This window comes from Fusicatenibacter sp., from assembly GCF_050872605.1.
Lineage (GTDB): Bacteria > Bacillota > Clostridia > Lachnospirales > Lachnospiraceae > Fusicatenibacter.
This window is the reverse complement of the sequence record NZ_JBNMHD010000014.1, coordinates 21,645-42,764: the sequence shown is the minus strand read 5'-3', so window position 1 is coordinate 42,764 and position 21,120 is coordinate 21,645. Positions and strand designations below refer to the sequence as shown.

Genomic DNA, 21,120 nt, shown 5'->3' with positions numbered 1-21,120 from the left:
TTAATACTCCCTCACCACTTTGTAAATAATATCCGCCTCCCTCTCTGACAAATCCTTCTAATGTTATACTTTCATCTGGAACTACCGTACTTTGTTTTCCCTTGCCAATGGACCTGATATTAGCCCCCAGTTCTATTAATGTACTTCCAAGAACCATACATAACAGTACAATAATAATTTCTTTTATCAGCCTTCCTTTTTGAACCTTCACCTGTTCATCTGCCTTCCTTTCCTTAATCGTATAGTTGCTTTTTAGCATACCATGCTCATGCAAAGTAGTCAATAACGTTCCCTTACAACTTTCCTGTATTTACTTTGCACAATGGATATGATAAAATGCCAGATGACATCAAAAAACAAACTCACAGGAGATTTCTTTATGAAAAACTTTCTACTATATCCCAAGAGCGGAACAGAAAAAGCTGCTGTCTTCTGGAATCTGATGGCCAGCGGTCTGAACTCTGTCGTCTCCATTATTCTTTTACTGTTTGTCACAAGAATCGCCGGCACAGAGGACGCCGGTATTTTTTCGCTCGGCTTTTCAACCGCGCAGATGATGCTGTGTATCGGAAACTACGGCATGCGTAATTTTCAGTCAACCGACATCAAAGACAAGTACCAGTTCGGCACCTATCTCGGCTCCCGTATTCTGACGAGCACTGCCATGATGGTGATCACGATTCTGTTTGTCGCTGCCAAAGGCTATTATATGGAAAAGGCACTGATCGTTGTCTTCTTATGTCTTCTGAAGGTGACCGATGCTGTGGATGATCTGTACGGCGGTTTCTTCCAGCGGAATGGGCGTCTCGACATCAGCGGAAAGATTCTTTTTCTGCGTGTTTTTGCGTACTGCACTGCATTTCTTGTCACTCTGCTGGTTTCCGGAAGTGTTATGGCAGCTATCCTCGCTTCCATTCTTGTTTCCGCACTTGTGCTGATCCTTCTTCTGTTCCTTACCAAAGGTGCTTTTTCTTTTTCCGTCCGGTCTTTTTCCCTGGCTTCGATCGGCCGCCTTCTGGTGGAATGTTTTCCGCTCTGCCTCGGCGCTTTTCTGCTGATCTACCTTGGAAATGCACCGAAATATGCCATCGACTCGTATCTGAGCAGTACAATGCAGGCATATTACACGTATCTGTTCATGCCGTGCTTTGTCATCAACCTGCTTGTGGGATTCGTTCTTCAGCCGGTGCTGGTAAAGCTCACGGTTCTGTGGGAAAAACAAAAGAATCAGGCTTTTTTGAAATACTGTTTTCTGATGCACCTTGCCGCTCTTGGAATCTCTCTTGTGATTCTTCTTGGCGGCGCGTTCCTTGGCTGTCCGGTTCTCTCCATCGTGTTCGGCGTGAACCTGAATTCGTATTCTGCCGTCCTGGATGTCCTTCTGATCGGCGGCGGTTTCTTTGCCCTTGCCGTCATCGACCAGGTGATTCTTACCATCATGCGTCATCAGTACGCCATGCTCTGGGGCTTTGGTCTTGCCAGTCTCTTCGCCACTGTGCTTTCTCCGGTTCTCGTAAAAAGCATGGGACTGATGGGTGCCGCACTGGCCTATACGTGTTCGGACGCTATCCTGTTTCTCATTTTTCTTCTGTTCATCGTCTTCTATTACCGGAAAGAACGGTGTTCCCTCTAATTTTTCCATAAAAAAATATCCCGCCGGCAGGACGGGATATTTTTTTATGCTTTTCTATTTTACAATTTCTCCAATAGAGTTTCCAAGCAGAACTGGATCTCCATCATCCGTAACACCATAAACATGAATCTGATACTCGCCCGGCCGATAGCCGAAATCTCTCGCCATGCTGTTTACAACGTAAGAACCGTCTGCCTCGTGTTCTGCTTCATACCAGATCAGGTCACTCTGATCCTCTTCCTTCCAGATTGCACACCGTACTGTATGAACATCATCCGGCACAATATTCTGTACTGTAATTGTATAATAGCCTTTGTGGTAATCGTATGGCGTTACCTCAATCTCAGCCAGTGGCTGATCCTGCGTTTCTGTCTGTTCTGTTTCCTCTGTCGTATCATCGTTATCCGATGGTTCTTCTTTCTTTACCTGTTTGATGTTCTTCGTCATCTCATCCATAAAGTCAGACTGTTTTTCCAGCTCATCATCTACTACATTTTTGTCATATTTTTCAATCAGCGTAATTTCACTCGAAAACAGATTTGTTCCAAGGCCCAGATGGTTTCCTTCGATAGAAACGCCAAGTGCTGCCAGCGTTGTCGGGAACTGATCAAAAGTAGAATATTCCCGGTATTTCGCGGTGTCGGTCGGCTGCACCGGCGCATTGATATACGTCGTAAAGACTTTTCTCTCATACGTATCCGGCACATCCTCACAGAAATCACTGTCCATCGTCAGATGATCTCCGGAAATTACAATCGTTGTATTTTCATAGAAATCCTGCTTCTGCACCCACTTCACAAATTCTGCCACGCGCCTGCTTGAGCATGCCATGACATTGGCATACTGATTGTCTCCGAATGTGTCGTCACATTCATCACACACATAGCCATCCTCAAAATGGGTATCGACCGTCAGCATCGTAAGGTTGAACGGTTCATCGGATGCTGCTTTCTCTTTCAGGGTATCTTTTGCAATATCAAACAGCTTTTTATCCTCAAATCCCCAGAACACACGGTATCCCTCCGGAATCAGCCCGTTTTGTTCACAGTAATTATAATCCATTACGTCATAATTTCCATGTTCTTCAAAGTACAGCTTTCTTCCGCCGAATGTGCCATCAGATCCGATCAGAAGCGTCTGGTCGTATCCGGCATCATCTAGGATATCTCCAAGCGTTGTAAGTCCCGGGAAAAATTCTTTCTGGGTATCCATGGAATTTCCCTCAATCGGAATTTTTAACGGAAGGCCGGAAGTCTGTGCAAACATCGCCCCTACCGTCCAGGTTGCTCCCGTCAGCGGAACTCCGCCGTTTAAGGTTTCCTGATCTCCGGAAAAGTTTTCGTTCTCCATGGAAAGCTCTGTCAGCTCCGGAATCACATTTTCCGGAAAAGCTCCTCCGTATTCCTCCGAGGAATACGTATTTTCCATCGACTCCAGAAAAATATAGATCAGATTTCTCTTTTTTTCCGGAAAAGTCAACGAAACTGAATTGGGATCTACGTAATGATCCTCGATAAAGCTGGAGCTTGTTGTCTGGTTTTTTGCATAGGCTGTGATTCCAAGACGTTCCCACATATATCCGATCGTAACAGCTGCAATACAGATCATGCAGCCAAGGCTGATTCCCAGAACAATGCGCCGTCTGTTTTTGATTTTTATGTAAAGTAATACCAGAACTGCGGTCAGGACAACCGAAACCAGCAGACAGGACACGATATAGCTTTTGATGATTCCCGTGTCGGTTCCTTCTACCGGTGACTGCAGGTGAAACATCAGCTCATTCATATTCAGGCTTGTCCACGTCCGAAACATCCACCGAATACTGGATGTGATCAGGATGGCCAGAAATACGATGACATACTGTACTACAATTCCCGTTTTTTTCAGTACCTGAATCGCTTTCTTCGGTTTCTTTTCTTCTTGTGTTTCCATGTTGCCTTATTCTCACGCTTCCTTTCTGTTTTTCTGTTCGATTTACACGTTCTTTCCTACGATAGCACAGATTTCCCCTGCATTGCAATATTTTTTTACATTTTTCTTACATTTTCCAGGCTTTTCTTTAGCAAAAAAAGGCAGACCCCGGAAATCATTTCCAAAAGTCTGTCTTTTTTCGTTTCTTCTAATGATATAATGGCAGGAAAACAAAGAAATAAACAGCATATGCGGAGGCAATATAAAGTCCTTCCACGATCCGCACGATCCATTTCCGTATCGCTTCTTTCCTGACCAGACACTTTAGCAGTGCATCCATTCCTTTTGTAATCAGATACATAAACGGAAGAATCATCGGCAAAATGTAGCGTCCCTGTGCCTGAAAGTCAGAAGAATAGGCATAAATGGTCAGCAGAATAAACGGAATCACCATTGCGATTGCCATAGAAAAGTGGAACAGTGCTTCCCGGCTCCACCTTTTTTCTTCTTTCACTACCAGATATGTGATCGTTTCCTCTTCTGTTTCCTCTGTACGAACCACAGTTTCTTCTTTCTTTCTGAGCCACAGCATCTTTTTCCAGAGTGGAACAGAGGCCAGAATGCCGATTCCGAATCCAAGAATATAGATCTTGTACCAGATTTTGGCCAGAAATACATTCATATAACCGAAAACGCCGATAAAGCTGACCAGTACCGTAACCAGCCAGTTGTACTGCCATTTTCCCGGAATCCACATGTACATATCCCATATCGTCATGTCCATCCTTTTCGGAAGAATCTTGGTATCCTCCGTGAAGCCCGGCGCCGCATACATGGCACCGTATTTTGCACAGGCGCTCCGTCCGATAAAGTCTCCGTCGTACAGAATCGCATTCCGGATAAACCACCAGCCGGCCAGCACAGCAACAACGGCCGTCACGACAAGTCCAAGCTGAATCATCCGTTTTACATCCCATTTTTTTCTTCCGCAAAGTAAAATCGTTGCGCAAAAGAACAGGATACTGCACAGAATATAGCCGTAGGCATTAAAGTACGACAGTGCACAGAACGAAATCGCCGCCCCCAGTTCCACGCAGAGTTTCACACTCCAGTCGTTCTTAACTGCCTTGCACCAGCAGAGGACGATCCACGAAGAAGCGCACAGTCCCAGTGCATCCATGTTGACATACGAGTTAAAGAAAATCGTACCAGGCAGAAAGCAGATCAGAATGGTATAAAACCATGCCATCCGCTTCTCGAACAGCATTTTTCCGATCTTAAGATTCAGCCCTGCGGTAATTGTCCCCAAAATCACATTGACCAGCCGGGCACCGTAAATCGGCACCATGCCGGAACTAGAAAACAATGTTGCAATTTTTCCAAATACGGCTCCTGCAATATACGTTGTAATCGGATAAAACGCATAAGAAATTCCCCAGTTCGGATCGCGGATCTCTGCATCATAACCCACGGGAAGTTTTCCGTGGCGCATGATGTAATCTACAATCTGATAGCGCATGGCTTCATCCGGCGATGCATTAAAAGGCTGCACCATCGCCCACATCAGGATGGTAAGAAAAACTGCCAGAAGAAAAACCATTTCCAACCGTCTTTCCTGTTTCTTTGTATTTTGTTCCATTCTCTTTTTTCCTTTTCGAATACTATTCTGGTATTACAGGCGTTTCAATGAGAAATCCTGCGTCTCCAGAGATAAGTTCGGATTATAATACGGATCTCCGTTTTTCATAATCTCCGGCCATCTCGTCTCGAAAGTACGGATTTCCTTGTGGAAACGTTCCAGTTTCTCCGGCGTATCCTCAAGTCCTCTTGATTTTGACTCATAATGATACAGCTCCGCATACGGATTGTAAACGACAAGGTATCCCTTCTGCCGTACTTTCATGCAGAAGTCGATATCATTAAACGCCACTGCAAGCTCTTCGGTCAGTCCGCCGACCTCATCAAAGACGCTTCGTTTCACCATCATGCACGCTGCCGTTACGGCACTGTAATCCTGTGCACAGATGATCCTGTGACAGTATCCCGTGTTTCCTCTTGGCTGCTGTACAAAGCAGTGGCCGGCAATTCCGCCGAAGCCAATGACAACACCGGCGTGCTGAATCGTATCATCCTCATAGTACAGTCTTGCACCGACAATTCCGACATCACTGCGGGTGCAGTAGCCAAGCAGCTCTTCGATGCAGTCATCATTAATCATCTCGGTATCGTTGTTCAGCAGCAGCAGATACTCTCCTTTTGCGTACTGTACACCGAAATTGTTGATTTTGGAATAGTTGAAGTTTCCTTTGTAATAGCACACATGAGCCTTGCCGCACTCTTTCTGCAGTTTCTCATAGTACGCAAAGGTCTTCTCCCCCGTGCTGTTGTTCTCCACAATAATAAACTCCAGATTTGGATAGCTGGATTTTTTCAAAATCGACTGCACGCAGCGGTCCAGATCATCGATGTGATCCTTATTTGGAATAATAATCGAAATCAGCGGCTTTTCATCGAGAATGTATTTCGTCCGGTACAGGCCGAGGAACTCACCGTTCTCTACCGTTGCATGGATGCCTTTTCTCTGATAATGCGCTTCAATCGCTCTTCTTCCGGCTTCAAATGCATACTGCTTGCTCTCCGGATTTTCTGCAGTGGAATCCTCATGGCATCTCCAGTGATATAAAATCTTTGGAATATGACAGATCTTCTCCGCTTCTTCGGTACACCGGAAGATAAAATCGTAGTCCTGGGCACCGTCAAATTCACTGCGGAGCATGCCGACCTTTTCCACCAGCTCTCTTTTTGCCACAAACAGATGGCAGATATAGTTGACCGTGCAGAGCAGATCCAGATTGAAATCCGGTTTGAAATGCGGCTGGAAGAACTTATGTCCGTCCATTGACATCTTATCCTCGTCGGAATAAATCACATCCGCTTCCGGTGTCTTGTTGATAACGGCAGCACACTCATACAGGGCATGCTCCGTCAGCATATCGTCGTGATCCATAAAGACGAAGTAATCACCGGCTGCCTGTTCCATCGCCGCGTTCGTATTCTCGGAAATCTGCAGCGCTTTCTCATTTTCCACCACGCGGATGCGCGGCTCCTCAGCTGCCATGCGCGCCAGCACTGCTTTTAACGGGGAATCCTTTCCGCTTCCGTCGGAGAGAACCAACTCCCAGTTCGGATAGGTCTGCTGCTTCACCGACTGTACCATCTGCTCCAGATATTCCACCGGGGTCTTATACAGCGGCACAACGATGCTGAATTTCGGCTCTTTTGCAAATTTTGTTTTCCTCTGGCGTTCCAGCTCTGTTTTGTCCGGCAGATGCTTCGGAAGCCATTTTCCGTAATCCACCGGCGCATGACGCATGCTCTTAATTTTATGAAGCGCTTTTTCCATCAGTTCGGCTGTGCCATGGTTCTGCAGATAACGCCGGCCTTTTCTGGTGTACATTCTCACTTTTTCTGCCGCAATCATCACGGAACGCTGGTCGATCGGATAAACTGCTTTTTCCTTACCGTCATGAAACACCAGATAAATCACTTTTCTTCCCCGGATCGGAACCTCCATATAAAAGCCGCATTCCGGCTCTATCTGGGTCTCTGTGATCATCTCCGCAACATCCAGGCGCTTGTTCCGTTTGATCTCACAGGAGATTTTCTTTTTCTTTTCATCGTAAACTGCGATTCTGACCGGCTGATCAGAAACAACCCAGCCGCGGATTCTGCAGATTTCTTCGTCCCGAAGTGTTTTCTGCTCATCAATGAAAAAATACGGTCTGTTCTGACGGCGGGCCAGTTCTTTCGCCCCGATCTCAAACCATTTGATCTTCTTGTCACCGCGTGCTGCATAGATGACCAGCTTTCCAGACGGCTCAATTTTCTCCGGCATGGTAAGGCTTACCGTTACTCTTTTGGTCCCCTCATGTGTTGCAGCGCGGTCGAGCACGCTCACATAATCCCACGGCATTATCTCCCCTGGAATCTGCTGTTTTTTCAGATATGCTTCCACGCGATAGCCCTCAGGCCACGTTCCCTGTAATAAATAAATTTCTGGACGCAGCAGATCAAACCGTTCTCTTTTTACCTCAAAAATATCCTCGGCCATCAGTGTCCTCCTTCAATCTCATCAATGATGTCAAAATGTTCGTGTTTTCCACGGATTCTGCAGTCATCGTACATCAGAGTCAGATTCGGATTATAATACGGGTCTCCCTTTTCCAGAATATCTGCCCATTTTGTGCGGAATCTGGCGATCTCCCGTTTGAAGCGCTCATGTTTTTCTTTGCTGTCTTCCATTCCGCGGGACTTTGACTCGTAATGATACATTTCCACCATCGGGTTCTGTACCACCAGTTCTCCGTGTGCCCGTACCTTCAGGCAGAGATCCACGTCGTTCAGTGCTACCTGGAACTCTTCATCGAGTCCGTCAATCGCATCAAACGTTGTTTTTTTGATCATCAGGCAGGCAGCCGTTACCGCACTGATATCCTGAATAGCCTTCAGCCGTCCAAAGTAGCCGCTGTCTTCTCTTCCCGTTCTCGTCAGGATATGACCGGCAAAACCGCCCACACCGATAACAACACCGCAATGCTGCACCGTGTCGTCCGGATAATACAGCTTGGCGCCGACCATTCCGGTATTCTCTCTCTGGCAGTAACCCAGCATGTACTCCATCCACTGCGGTGTGATTACTTCGATATCGTTATTCATCAGAACGTAGTAGTCACCCGTTGCAAATGATGCACCGTAATTGTTGATTGCAGAATAGTTGAAGCCCTTCTTCCAGTAAACCACCTGTACATTTGGATAGCGGAGCTGGATCTGGTCATAATAAGCAAAGGTATCCTGCTCAGTACTGTTGTTCTCAATGACAATGATCTCAAAATTCTTCCAGGTCGATTTTTCCTCGATCGATGTGATACATTTGTCCAGATCCTCCACATGATCCTTACTCGGGATCAGAATCGATACCTTCGGATTGTCTTTGACCTTCAGCACAGACTCAAACATGATGAAAATGCCGGTGTAGCGCACCTCGGCATCAATGCCGAGACGGGCATAATGCTCCTCGAGCGCACGTTTTCCGGCGTCGATCGCATACTGCTTGCTGTCCGGGTTTCCTGCTGTAGAATTTTCATGGCTTCTCCAGTGATACAAAATCTTCGGGATATGGGCAATCTTTGTCGTTTTCTCACAGCACCGCAGAATAAAATCGAAGTCCTGCGCTCCGTCGAAGTTTTCACGGAAGCATCCAACCTCATCGAGAATTGTCTTACGCACCATAAAAATATGGCAGATATAATTGATCGAACGGAGAAAGTCAAAGTTAAAGTCCGGTTTAAATCGCGGGGAAAAATACATGGTCGTGTCGCTGTTTACCAGATCCTCATCGGTGTAGACGATATCGGTGGATGGATCCTCATTCAGGACGGATACCATCTCGTACAGTGCGTTGACAGCAACCAGGTCATCATGGTCGCACAGCATCACATAATCGCCGTCTGCCATGGCAACTGCCGCATTCGTGTTTCCGGCAATTCCCTTGTTCTCTTCCAGCTTCTGGTATCTGATTCTCTTCTCTTTTCCATATTTCTGGCGGATAAAGTCACCAACTTCTTTTTTCGTACTTCCATCTGCCAGGCAGAGCTCCCAGTTTGCATACGTCTGGGATGTGATGGACACCAGCAGCTCATCCAGATAGCGGATCGGTGTATTAAAAAGCGGAATAACGATGCTGATCTTCGGCTCATACGCAAATTTTGTTTTTCGCTGCTTTTTCAGCTCTTTTGGATTTGGCTGATGCGCTCTTAACCATGCCTCATAATCTTCCTGCTCTACGTCCATCTGATCCTGCACAAATTTGATAAAATAAGAAAGCCCTTTTTCACGAATGATCTTCCTGTTTTCTTTTCTTCTGGACAGGCTTAAGGTCTGCATCATCCGGCCGCGCGGAGAGTTCTCAAAGTCGTATTTTTTCACATCAACGGTTGCCTCTTTTACCGTCATTTCATTCTCAAAGCAAACGGTAAACATTTGATTTTTCAGATCCTTGCACGCAACAGATACTTCAAATCCAAACGCCTTGATGTCTTTCAATTTGTACGCTTCGCAGACGTCCGGTCTTGCCATCTGTTTCATCTCGTACGGCACCGGTTTTCCGTGACCATCCTGTACTTTGATCCGGTTTTCCTGCAGATAGTCGATGATCCAGCCGGATACCACCATCTGGCTTCCCCGTCTTCGGATATCATCGATTCTTCGGATCAGCGTGCGCGCTCCGACTTCCTTTTTCAGCTCCGCCATCGGCTTTTCCCAGACTGTCTTTTCATTTTTCCCCTGACGGCAGATGATACGAATGTTCTGATACTGTTCCATCAGCGGATTTAACCCTGTAATCGTCAGTTCAAAACCCACATTGCTGTCTTCTTTCGAAAGTGTTTTGCAGATCTGAAATACATCTTCTCTTTTATGGGTGGAAAATTCTGCCGTGGAAACCTCTGTTTCGTCTGCCAGACAGGTCATCGTAATCTCTCCGGCATTCTCTGAGCCTCTCCATCCGCTTAAAGTCAGGGTACCATTCTGTTCCGTTGTATAGTCTTGTGCATCAACTGATGAATAAATAACTCCCATGAATTTCTTAATTCCTTTCGCGTATCGTGCGATACTTTCTGTATAGCTTCCAGACCTTCGTCTGTTCCATCTCTTCGATTTTCGCTGTTTTCTGTGCCAGTTCTGCCTGGAGACGGGAAAGTTCTTCTGCCTTCTCTGCAAGCTGTGCCTCTGCCTGTTTCCGTTTTTCTTTCTCTTTCCGCAGTCTCTTTCCTCTGTTTTTCAGCAGTTTTCCGGCCGCTTCATTGATTTTCACGGAATCTGCTTCCGTTACTGTCACATGCAGATGAACGGTCAGAGTTTTTGCTCCTTCTGGAACCCTGCCGAGATAAAGCTGCGGATCCACTGCATTCATCAGGTAAATTTCCCCGTCTTCCGTGATTCCATCTGAAGTGATGATCTCACCTATCGTTCCCACATCAAAGGAAAGCTCCTCAATCTGGCAGAGTCCCATTCCGTCGCACGGATCCAGGCGGATCTCATCGGTGTGCTCCGGAATTTCAATCGTTCCATGGAATTCTCCGTTTTCCAGTTTATAATAAATGCTTCTTTCCTCCCGGAATCCGTTTTCATCCGAAAAGAAAATCTGCATGCGTTCCTGTCCTCTGCGGATCTGTTCTTTCGTGACCAGATGGCGCACCGGATACGTTCCCGGACTGATTGCCCCGTACATCTCACGCATCGGAACATGGCCTGAGGTCAGATGCTGTTGGAAATGATGTTCCATTTCATGGAAGGTTTCCCGCTGTTCTTTTGTAATGCCGGCCCAGGTGTACAGTGCTTCCTTATCCAGAACGCTGCGCTTTCCATGTGTCTCCAGATAGTAGTGCAGCACACGGTATACGAGAAATGCCGTCGGAACCGGGAAGAAAAAAGTCCACTCGTAATCAATCATCGTCCAGCGGTCCGCATCCATCATCACATTCTGGCATACCATGTCGATGTTGGCGTTTGAGACAGCTGCCATGGTTTCCAGACTTTCCGCTTCCCCGAACACTTTTCTGAATTCCTCTGTCATGTGAAAGTTTTCCTGTCCCGGAAGTACCTGGATCTTTTCGATATACTGTTTCAGCAGTTTTTCCGCCTCTTCTGTCTTTTTGTGATCCAGAAGCGTATCAAGATGCTCTTCTAACGACTCCCCGGTCAGGTATTCCAGCCGTACCGCATTGCCGTCTGCTTCCGCGCGGTTGCAGAACAGTCCGACTTTTTCATAATCCGGCTCCAGTCTGTGGTATTTTTCCACAAGACCTGCCACATGCGCCTTTCCCTCCGGGTACAGCGGTGTTTTTCTCACACTGCGGTTTCCTTCGGTATCCTCTAAAATCTCGGTCCGTGCGGCAAATTCCCGGTTTCTTTCATTGGCATATTTGATATAAAGAATTTCTTCTGTTTTTCGGCCCATGTTACGCTTCCCCCCATTTCACCCGTACAAAAAAGGAATTGGAGAACTCCGGAAACAGTCCATTGGAAATCAACGTATCTGCCACCCTCGTCTCATCAAACAGTTCCATTCTCGCACGGTCATAATTGTAGGCGGTCAGCTTCAGCTCCCCGCACTTTGGAAGATATTCATCGGAATAGATCGTCAGCGGGAATTTGTAATCCGGGTACGGGTAATAAAATTTTGTCTCAAACTCTCCTGCCCGGTCAATGATTTCCTGCAGCTCTTTTTTCGAGAACGTCCGTACCCCCTGCAGATTCGGATAATCCTCGATGCCGTCAAAAAAGACACCTGTATGGTCTTCCGTGCATCCTGCAAAATATTTCAGTCCCAGCCTGTTCTCAATTGCAATCAGGATCTGTCCGCCCGGCTTCAGATGTCTCTTGATTCTGCGGATCATCTCCACATAAGGATCATCCGTGCCAATATATCCTTTTGAATATTCAAACACCCCGATCAGGGTGATATAGTCGTAGCATTCGTCCATATTTTCCTCAATATCCTGGAAGTTTCCCACCAGGATATTGATGTTGCCATATGCACGGTTTCTGTAAGCATTGATATAGCTTCTCTTTTTGGAAAGATCGATACAGGTAACCGATCCGGCCTTCTGCGCAATGGCACCCGTGATGGCACCACAGCCCGAACCAATCTCCAGAACTCTGTCCGTTTTCTGAAACGGCACCCACTCCAGAATATTCTGGCGGATGTGTGAAAAATGGTACAGCACCGGCCAGCTCTTTCTTCTGGCAATCTCGGCATTCAGTTCTTCCTCTGTACAGCTCTTTGCAATTTCCAGGAGTTCGTCTTCGATGGGTCCGTCGCTGTAAATGTCCTCTCCCGGGTAATACGTGTAATCCAGTTCAATGTTACCGATTCTCTCCTGCATAAGTACCCTCTCACTCTTCTATCGTTACTTTCGAATTCATATCAAAAAATCCAACCGTATTCTTTGTGGAAACTACCGTTAAGCTGCAGGCATCGTACAGTCTGTGATATACGTGGAAATCTGCATCCCGGTATCCAGTACAGCCAAAGGACAGCAGATATTCTCCTCCCTGGAGATTCAGTTCCTGTTCAAAGGTGACGGTAATCACATCGCCCGGCTTTTTCGGTTTGATGTCACTCTGCTCATACATGGTGTTCGTACCGGTGATTTCTGTTCCGCGGGCATCCTTGATGGTATACGCACAGATTGGTTCCTGTACTTCCTCGTGGAATTTCACCTGCATGACAATCCGGAACCGTGTTCCTTTTTCCAGCGTGTTCGTGCAGAGTCCTTTTTCATCGTAAATTGCAACACCGGTAATTTCTGCCCGTTTTTCTCCGTACTCCAGTACGTTCGGGTTCATCCGGAATCCGCTTTTGCCATCTAAGGCAAGTCCTGCAACTTCCTGTTCTTTCTGCTCTTCGGCTGCTTTTTTCGCTGCCTCCTGCTCTCCCAGTGCTGCCGCGGTAGCTGCTTCCTTCTGTTTTTTCTCTGCCTCCGGGTCTCCCTCCTGGTGTACCAGGAAACGTTTGTAGAGATCAACGATATATTTCGGTTCTCCCTTATCGACCATAGTACCCTGATTCAGCAGAATCACTTTATCGGAATATTTGCTGATACTGCTCAGGTCATGGCTTACCATCAGCAGTGTTTTTCCCATTTCCCGGAACTCTTCGAATTTGCGGAAGCATTTTGCCTGGAAGAAAACATCTCCGACAGAAAGTGCCTCATCGACAATCAGGATCTCCGGTTCAATGTTAATGGCAACGGCAAAAGCCAGACGGACAAACATACCGCTGGAGTACGTTTTTACCGGCTGATTGACGAATTCACCGATATCCGCAAAACGCAGGATATCATCCATTCTTGCATCGATTTCCTCTCTTGAGAAACCATTCATTGTTCCATTCAGATAAACGTTCTCAATTCCTGAATATTCTCCGTTAAATCCGGCTCCCAATTCCAGGAGGGCGGAAATTCTTCCGTTTACATTCACCTGGCCCTCCGTCGGATTCAGAACGCCGGTAATAATTTTCAGCATCGTGGATTTTCCGGAACCGTTTGTACCAATGATACCGATGGATTCTCCACGTTTTACATCAAAGCTCACATCCCGCAGTGCATAATGCTCGCGATACAGCTTCTTTTTTGTCAGTCCCATCGCCTCCTTGAAGCGGTCAGACGGTTTATCATACAGCTTATACAGCTTGCTCACATGATCCACGGTAATTGCATTATCGTTCATTCTTTTTTTGTACCTCTTATTTCTTTTTTTCTAAAATGTGCCGGAAATTTAAAAACTTCCGGCACACTTTTCCTGTTTTTTTAGAGAACATCTGCAAAATGTACTTTCAGACGTTTGAAGATAATAGTGCCGATTCCGAACAGTACGAAGGTGACAATCCAGAAATAGAGGGTCAGATCAAAATGCTCAAAGAACCACACCTTGTTGATCAGACTGTCACGATAACCCTGTACAATGTAGAAAAACGGATTCAGCTTCAGCAGTTTTAATAAAAAGGACGGCATACTTACCTGGTCAATATTCCACATGATCGGGGTAACCCAGACGCCGACCTGCAGAACAATGCTGATAATCTGCGACAGATCGCGGAAGAAAATAACAATCGCGCATGTCGCATAGCAGATTCCCAGGGAGAATACAAATACGCAGAATGAATAATACAAAAGCTGCAGGAAGTAGAGATCCGGGAAATATCCATAGCAGCTATACAGGAAAACCATGAATGCCACAAAGAATAAATGGACAAACAGCGCCGAAATCTCTTTTACCATCGGCAGAATACTGATTTTGAATACAACCTTCTTTACCAGATAGCTGTATTCCAGCAGTGCATTCGTGCCGGCATTCAGTACGTCCGAAAAGAAAAACCACGGAACCAGACCTGCAATCATCCAGAGAACAAACGGAAATCCATTTGCTCCCGGGCTCTTCAGTCCCACCTGGAATACGAACCAGTAAACCAGGACGGTAACGATCGGCTGAATAAACGCCCATACGATACCGAGGTAAGAGCCTGCATATTTCGTTTTAAAATCATTTTTCGCAAGAGAAAAGATTAATCTTCTGTTCTGAACAAGCTCGATTGGAAGCGCCAGCACTTTTTCTCTGTACCGGAACAGAACGAGACACGCTCCATCCAGAAGAATGACTGCTGTCAGGATTTTAATCCAGTTCATCTTTGCCGCATGTGCCGCATATCTGTCATGGATGACGCTCTGATCAAGATCCATGTCGAGATACGGATCGGCATTTTCAGTTTTCATCACCAGAACTTCGTTTCCGTCCGCATCCTTTTCGATTTTCATGGAAGCCATATCATGGTTTTCTGCCTGCATCAGAGTTTCCAGCGGGATCTCCAGATCGGTGCTGCGGTATTTCAGCTTCACATCGCGTACCATAAAGGTTCCCGGCTGCACGCCGAAGTCTATACGGAGCTTCTTTGCAGAACTGTCGATGGTAAGGGAAACTTCTTTTTCTTCATCCATCGTACCGTTCGGATACTGATTCACATACGTGTAATCATCCGTCATCTCTTCGTTGTAAAAATCGTTCGGGGTGAAATATACCTTAATCTGGTCGGTAAGATCCGACTGAACCTTCATCTGAAGTTCCACCGGTCCATCCGTTGGTGCTTTGTGCGTCAGTATTACCACATTCAGCAGCACAACCAGAACGGCACACACTGCCAGCAGTATTGTTTTTTTCTTCGACATTCGTCATTTCTCCTGTTTTACTTCTTTAACTCTTTGATTCCGCCCCACTTCTGATCCTTCTCTGAGATGATCAGATCTTCTACGGTCATTCCTTCCGGCATCGGCCATTCTACACCAATCTCCGGGTCGTTCCATGCCAGGCCGCCCTCATCGTTTGGATGATAGAAGTCGGTGCATTTGTAAGCGAACTCTGCGGAATCAGACAGTACGATAAAGCCATGCGCAAAGTTTTTCGGAATAAAGAACTGTTTTTTGTTCTCAGCAGAAAGCAGAACGCCGAACCATTTTCCGTAGGTTTCAGAGCCCGGACGAAGGTCTACAGCCACGTCAAATACTTCACCGCTGACCACGCGGACCAGCTTATCCTGCGGATAGTTAATCTGGAAATGAAGGCCTCTTAAAACGCCTTTTTTGGAGCTGGACTGGTTGTCCTGTACAAACTCCTGATCAATTCCTGTTGCTTTATAATCATTGTAATTGTAGGTTTCCATAAAATAACCGCGCTCATCCCCGAATACGGTTGGTGTGATAACTTTTAATCCTTCGATTTCGCATGTTTCTACATTAATTTTTCCCATTTTTTGTTCCTCTCTTTCTTTTTCTGAAACTCTTTTTATGAACTTTTCTTTTGGGTTTCTGTCTTTATTATAAAGGATGACCTTATGTCATGGTCAAGAACATTCTATGATTATAGCACATTCTTTTCCGTGGTACAATCCAAATTTCTTTACGGCAATGTATACACCAGCACACCTAAAATAATAATCAGGTTTCCGATCAGCTTTCCTTTCGAAACCTTTTCTTTTAAAACGCCAAAGGACAGCAGCAATACAAACACATACGTAAAGGTATCCAGTACCGGACCGTATTTTAAATCCACCTGTGTATAGGCATACGTATTTAAAAGAAGTACACTGCCGAAAATCACATACGCTGTAATAACGCGCCAGTTCAGGTACTCACGAAGTGCAGATGCATGCTCCTCGTTGGCGCTCTGTTTCAGCAGAATCTGGGATATTGCGGAAAACATTGTACAGATCAGCATTAAAATCATATATTTATTCATATCGCTGCACCACCATCACTCCCACCAGCACAATCAGAAGGCCGATGATATTTTTTACGGTCAGATTCTCATGGAAAATAATCACTGCCCAGATCTGGGACCATATCAGATAGACACTGCGGTTTGCATATGCCGTGGACAGAGAAAATTTCTTAATCACCTTCTGCCATGCAATGGCGTAAACGCCGCAGTTTGCAACCATGAGAAATAAAAATACGTATAACAGCGGATTTTTGATTCCTCCGCGATTCAGCTGAACCGATGCGGCTTTCGAGAATACACTCGTCAGGGAAAACAGCAGGATATTTAAGTGCAGCTGAATATAATCTTTTGCCTTATTCAAAAACAAGTCCTCCTTCTTACTTTTCTTCCACGCGGAAAATAATATGCCCTTCTACTTCTCTTACCGGAATGCACCCCGCTGTTTCCACATAGGATACTGCCGCTGAACTGCTCGAAAGTACAATATACTCTGCATTCATTTCCGTAAGACTTCTGTAAAATTCTTTCTGATCCAGCGACAGATCCGTCTGTGTGATAATCTGAAGGATCTTTGTTTCGTCTTCAATTTCCTGCTCGGTCAGCGCATCGGTTGATACCGTATTGGAGCCCTGATAGGTCAGAACCATATCGCGGTCCAGAACCAGTTCAAACGAAGCATCATACTGCCGCACGATCAGGTTGAAATCCGGTTCAAAGACAACTCTTACGGTTCCCTCTCCCGCTTCTTCGTGCAGCACCGTACAGACGGCCAGAAGATCATCCGGCATCTTGTACTGGTTATCCGGTACCTGAGGCAGTCCGCCAGCCAGTACGGAATTTCCGCCAAAACAGATGACCGCTGCCAGCGCAGCCGCGGTCAGATACCGTCTCCAGCCTTTTTTCTGCCCGCTCACAACTTTCGTGCAGGCATATCCGATGGTCAGTACCATCGGCAGAATCCAGAAAAACCGGTAATAAACATTGACCATTCCAAGTTTTCCCAGGATATATTTCACCGCAAATGGATTGTATACCGTAAAGGCCAGAAAAACAGCGGTTGTTACGAACACATACCGCTCTTCCTTTTTTCCTTTTAAAGCGAGATACAGCACCGACAGCAGAAACAGCGTCAGTACGGTTGTGTTTCCTCCAAACGTCACAAAGACCTGTCTCACAAAATCGAGGCCGCTCTCATTCAGATTTATTCCGCCCACATTTTCTCCTTTCTACCGCACAACCGGAATCTGCAGGATACCGCGCACACCAAGGAGATAGACCCCAAGCACCAGCACACACGGCAGCACAGCAAGCAGATAGAGCCCGATCTGTCCCCAGCGTTTTTTCCGCACAAGATTCGGCAGAATCACAGCACTCATGGCCACCGGTACGGTCATCATGGATGACATCGTAAGGTCAATCGCAGCGACGCCTGTCATGAAAAACAGCAGCCAGACTCTCTTTCCATTCTTCTCCTGATACATGCACAGGCCAAGATAAAACAGAAACGGGAGGATGATATTGCACAATACGGCCTTTCCCTCGTATCCCCTCGTCAGCAGGAACGACGCATTCGAAAAGATCGTATGAAAATTCAGATTCACAACGCTGATAAAGCACAGGAGCACCCATACCATCTGTTTTTCTTTTAACAGCGCCTTTCCGATCTGTGCATAGACGAGATAACTTAAAACTACCGTCATCATACAGAGAATCACCTTCGTCACCACGAGCGGATGAAGGCCCGTTAAACGGCACAGTACTGCATTTGCTGCCGGATACATGCTGAACACATAACGGATGTTAAAAAAATCCAGTGCTTTTCCTGTATATGGGTCAAAGCTGCTGATAGAATCTGTCGCAAGGTTCGTTGTCACACTTCCCACATAATACGCTGCATCCGCACTGCCGTTTTCCTGCAGTGCAGCCACAAAATACAGCTGGATTCCGATCAGTACCAGCATCACATAAAAAGCCGCCGTCTTTCCTCTCCGGAAACCGCCGCTTCTTTTTCCCCACTCTCTCCACATTCCCAGATGAAGACAGATGGAAGCAATTACAAGGACAGCCACAACAGCAGCCCATCCCCATGCGAGCAAATGCAGCTTTGCACCGAGCACCATCATCGGCACAGAAATCAGTTCAAATAAGAAGTAATATGCAATAAAGCCAAACAGCACAGTTTCCCCCAGATGTCCGCTCTCATACCTGTTTTCTCTGATAAAAAAAGAACCCAGGCAGCAGAACACTGCGAGCATTCCCAGAAACAGTGCCGGAATTTTTAATAAGGTAATCATGTTTGGTTCCTTTCTTTTCCTTACATTCCCAATCCCACTCATTCTAACATGATGCCCTGTCTGCGTCAAGTAATCGAAATTCTAATAAACATTGACTTTTCCCTGAAATTTTGTATAATCGTGATGTCGGGTGCTTATTTTCCGCCCGGCTGTTTTACTTTTTTTAATGATATATGTTACGAAAGGAGCCATTGATATGCCTTTTTCCCGGCATACCCGCAGATCCGTGTTTTCCATCGGCGCGGCATCCCTTGCCGCTGCTTTTCTTTTTCTCACCCCGGAAAACACACATGCGGCTGATACTACAGCAAAAATTCACATTCTGACACTCGACAGCGGCTCCAATGCCATCGTTCTGGAAAGTGTAGACGATAATGGCCAGAAAATTTTCGGCATGGTAGACTCCGGCGAGGACTGGGATTACCCTGACGGATCTGATCCGCGTTATCCGCTGCGCAGCGGCATCACAACGTCGACCGGCTACGACGATGAGGTACTCTCCTACCTGGACTCTCTCGGTGTCACCTCCGATAATCTGCAGTTTTATGTTGCAACACATCCGCACAGCGACCATATTGGAACCGGCGATACCATCGTGCGGCTGTATTCCCCCGACCGGGTTTATCTGCTCCCGTATGATGACAGTTATATCTATAATACTGCGCGTCTCTGGGACAATCTTTATGTCTACGACCAGCTTCTTACTGCTGCAGAAGAGACTGAAGGCGTGACCCTGATCCAGCATCTGAATCCCGGTGCCGCCTCCGCAGAAGAAGGATCTCCTGATTTTGCTTTTGGAAATTTCCAGATCCAGATTGTCAACTACGAGGAAGATTATCTCACAAGTCCAAAAGAGGACGCCAACCAGTTCTGTCTTGGTGTAATTGCCTCCGCAAACGGCCACCGCGCTTTTCTGACGAGCGATATCGACGACGTCGAGGGCGATGCCAGCCGGATTGTTTCGAACTACGGGCTGTACAGCATTGATCTGATGACTTCCAATCATCACGGATATCCGAATGCTGTCGATGCAGACTATCTTGCTGCCGTCAACCCGGAATATTTTATCCAGACCGGTGACTTCCGTATTATGGATAACGATACCGTCGAGACCCTGACCTCTCTGGGGCTGCGCGTATTTTCCACGACAGAATATTCCGGCGATCTTCCGGCAGTCATTGCTGACTTTTCCGGTTCCGCGGTCACTTCCAACGTGGATAATACCTATGAAATTTACCGCGGCCGTTCTTCCAAGCTCGTTGCTTATCATGACGGCATCCCGTACAGCGGATTTTTCACCCGCGGCGGACAGAAATATTATGCAGACAGCAGCCATTTTCTCGTATGCTCCACTTCCTGGCGCGACACAGAAACGGGCATCGAATATACCGCTGATGAAAACGGCGTGATCACAAACGAACGCCACGTCATCGGCTGGGTAAAACGGGATGGAAAATGGTATTACTACAACGATGATGAAACACCGTATACCGGCTGGCTCACCCTCGACCACAAAACGTATTACCTCGGTGCGGACGGCGTTATGGCAACAGGCTGGCTTCTGCTTGACGGAGATTACTATTATTTTTCCGGCAGCGGTGAGATGCAGACCGGATGGCAGTTTATCAGCAACAACTGGTACTATCTCGCCAAGGATACCGGTATTATGTATTCGTCCGGATGGCACGCTGATCCGGAGACCAAAACGATGTACTATTTTTACACATGGGGAGGTGCCGCACGCAATACGACACTTACCTTAAACGGTTACCGCGTCAAATTTCTTTCCTGGGGCGGTATTTCCGGCAGCACCTGGCTGTACCATGACGGTGCCTGGTATTATGTACAGAAATATTCCTGCCTAACCAATGGCTGGTATCAGATCGATGGCGCCTGGTATTTTATGAATGCGGACGGTTCCCTGAAGCAGAACGAAAGTTTCCTGTATGACAACAATCTCTACTTTGTAAATAAGAGCGGAAAAATGTATCAGAACCAGTGGCTGAAATGGAATGGAAACTATTATTATCTCAGAAGCTGGGGCGGTGCCGTACACGAAGGCTGGCTGCTGCTTCAGAATAAATACTATTATATTAATGAGGACTGTACACGGAAAACGGATGAAGCCTTTACGTATGACAACAATCTTTATTTTGTTGATGAAAACGGTGTCATGCCGACAAACCAATGGGTGATCCGGGACGGTGTCTGGTACTTTACCTACAGCTGGGGCGGTGCGAGAAAATCGCAGTGGTTCTATTATAAAAACAACTGGTATTACTTCAACGATGATGCTTCCATGCAGACCGGCTGGGCAGAAATTGACGGAAAAACATATTATTTCCAGAGCTGGGGCGGATGCGTCACCGGGACGAAAAAAATTGACGGAACAACGTATGTGTTTGATAAAAACGGTGTTCTGCTTTCCAAAAAAGAAAGCTAGAAAAATCC

At 46.4% G+C, this 21,120-nt stretch carries 15 protein-coding genes; 2 read left to right on the top strand and 13 right to left on the bottom strand.

What is annotated here, in order from left to right; translation table 11 throughout:
- Positions 1 to 379: 379 nt before the first annotated feature.
- A complete protein-coding gene (locus ACY2VT_RS06245; protein ID WP_461879288.1) occupies positions 380 to 1,633 on the top strand; it encodes a lipopolysaccharide biosynthesis protein in 1,254 nt (417 codons plus the stop codon).
- A 54-nt stretch (positions 1,634 to 1,687) separates the two neighbouring features.
- On the opposite strand, the gene ACY2VT_RS06240 is transcribed toward ACY2VT_RS06245, so the two are convergent.
- The 13 genes from ACY2VT_RS06240 to ACY2VT_RS06180 all read right to left on the bottom strand — a co-directional run bounded on the left by ACY2VT_RS06240 (position 1,688) and on the right by ACY2VT_RS06180 (position 18,669).
- On the bottom strand, positions 1,688 to 3,565 hold the full coding sequence (locus tag ACY2VT_RS06240) for a GBS Bsp-like repeat-containing protein (RefSeq protein WP_461879287.1): 1,878 nt from the start codon (positions 3,563 to 3,565) through the stop codon (positions 1,688 to 1,690).
- Positions 3,566 to 3,752: 187 nt separating this feature from the next.
- Positions 3,753 to 5,183, bottom strand: a complete 1,431-nt coding sequence (locus ACY2VT_RS06235) for a hypothetical protein (protein WP_461879286.1) — start codon at positions 5,181 to 5,183, stop codon at positions 3,753 to 3,755.
- Positions 5,184 to 5,216: 33 nt separating this feature from the next.
- Complete coding sequence (locus ACY2VT_RS06230; protein ID WP_461879285.1) at positions 5,217 to 7,655, bottom strand: glycosyltransferase family 2 protein; 2,439 nt, start codon at positions 7,653 to 7,655, stop codon at positions 5,217 to 5,219.
- The gene (locus ACY2VT_RS06225; RefSeq protein ID WP_461879284.1) at positions 7,655 to 10,180 is read right to left on the bottom strand and encodes a glycosyltransferase family 2 protein; all 2,526 of its coding nucleotides are present in this window, start codon (positions 10,178 to 10,180) and stop codon (positions 7,655 to 7,657) included. The genes ACY2VT_RS06230 and ACY2VT_RS06225 overlap by 1 nt, the downstream gene beginning before the upstream one ends.
- A 7-nt stretch (positions 10,181 to 10,187) precedes the next feature.
- A complete protein-coding gene (locus tag ACY2VT_RS06220) occupies positions 10,188 to 11,561 on the bottom strand; it encodes a hypothetical protein (RefSeq protein WP_461879283.1) in 1,374 nt (457 codons plus the stop codon).
- A gap of 1 nt (position 11,562) precedes the next feature.
- The gene (locus tag ACY2VT_RS06215; RefSeq protein WP_461879282.1) at positions 11,563 to 12,489 is read right to left on the bottom strand and encodes an SAM-dependent methyltransferase; all 927 of its coding nucleotides are present in this window, start codon (positions 12,487 to 12,489) and stop codon (positions 11,563 to 11,565) included.
- A gap of 10 nt (positions 12,490 to 12,499) precedes the next feature.
- Entirely contained in the window at positions 12,500 to 13,834 is a 1,335-nt protein-coding gene (locus ACY2VT_RS06210; protein ID WP_461879281.1) for a Wzt carbohydrate-binding domain-containing protein, read from the bottom strand.
- 80 nt (positions 13,835 to 13,914) lie between these two features.
- Positions 13,915 to 15,327, bottom strand: coding sequence for an ABC transporter permease (locus ACY2VT_RS06205; protein WP_461879280.1), 1,413 nt, complete (start codon positions 15,325 to 15,327; stop codon positions 13,915 to 13,917).
- 17 nt (positions 15,328 to 15,344) lie between these two features.
- Positions 15,345 to 15,905, bottom strand: coding sequence for a dTDP-4-dehydrorhamnose 3,5-epimerase (gene rfbC, locus ACY2VT_RS06200; RefSeq protein ID WP_461879279.1), 561 nt, complete (start codon positions 15,903 to 15,905; stop codon positions 15,345 to 15,347).
- A 149-nt stretch (positions 15,906 to 16,054) separates the two neighbouring features.
- A complete protein-coding gene (locus tag ACY2VT_RS06195) occupies positions 16,055 to 16,393 on the bottom strand; it encodes an EamA family transporter (protein ID WP_461879278.1) in 339 nt (112 codons plus the stop codon).
- The gene (locus tag ACY2VT_RS06190) at positions 16,386 to 16,736 is read right to left on the bottom strand and encodes an EamA family transporter (protein ID WP_461878428.1); all 351 of its coding nucleotides are present in this window, start codon (positions 16,734 to 16,736) and stop codon (positions 16,386 to 16,388) included. The genes ACY2VT_RS06195 and ACY2VT_RS06190 overlap by 8 nt, the downstream gene beginning before the upstream one ends.
- 16 nt (positions 16,737 to 16,752) lie before the next feature.
- On the bottom strand, positions 16,753 to 17,589 hold the full coding sequence (locus ACY2VT_RS06185; RefSeq protein ID WP_461879277.1) for a hypothetical protein: 837 nt from the start codon (positions 17,587 to 17,589) through the stop codon (positions 16,753 to 16,755).
- 12 nt (positions 17,590 to 17,601) lie between these two features.
- On the bottom strand, positions 17,602 to 18,669 hold the full coding sequence (locus ACY2VT_RS06180) for a DUF6077 domain-containing protein (protein WP_461879276.1): 1,068 nt from the start codon (positions 18,667 to 18,669) through the stop codon (positions 17,602 to 17,604).
- A gap of 196 nt (positions 18,670 to 18,865) precedes the next feature.
- Here ACY2VT_RS06180 and ACY2VT_RS06175 point away from each other — a divergent pair, with 196 nt between their 5' ends.
- Positions 18,866 to 21,112 carry a ComEC/Rec2 family competence protein gene (locus ACY2VT_RS06175; protein WP_461879275.1) on the top strand — a complete coding sequence of 749 codons (2,247 nt, stop codon included), beginning with the start codon at positions 18,866 to 18,868 and terminating at the stop codon, positions 21,110 to 21,112.
- Positions 21,113 to 21,120 lie beyond the last annotated feature (8 nt).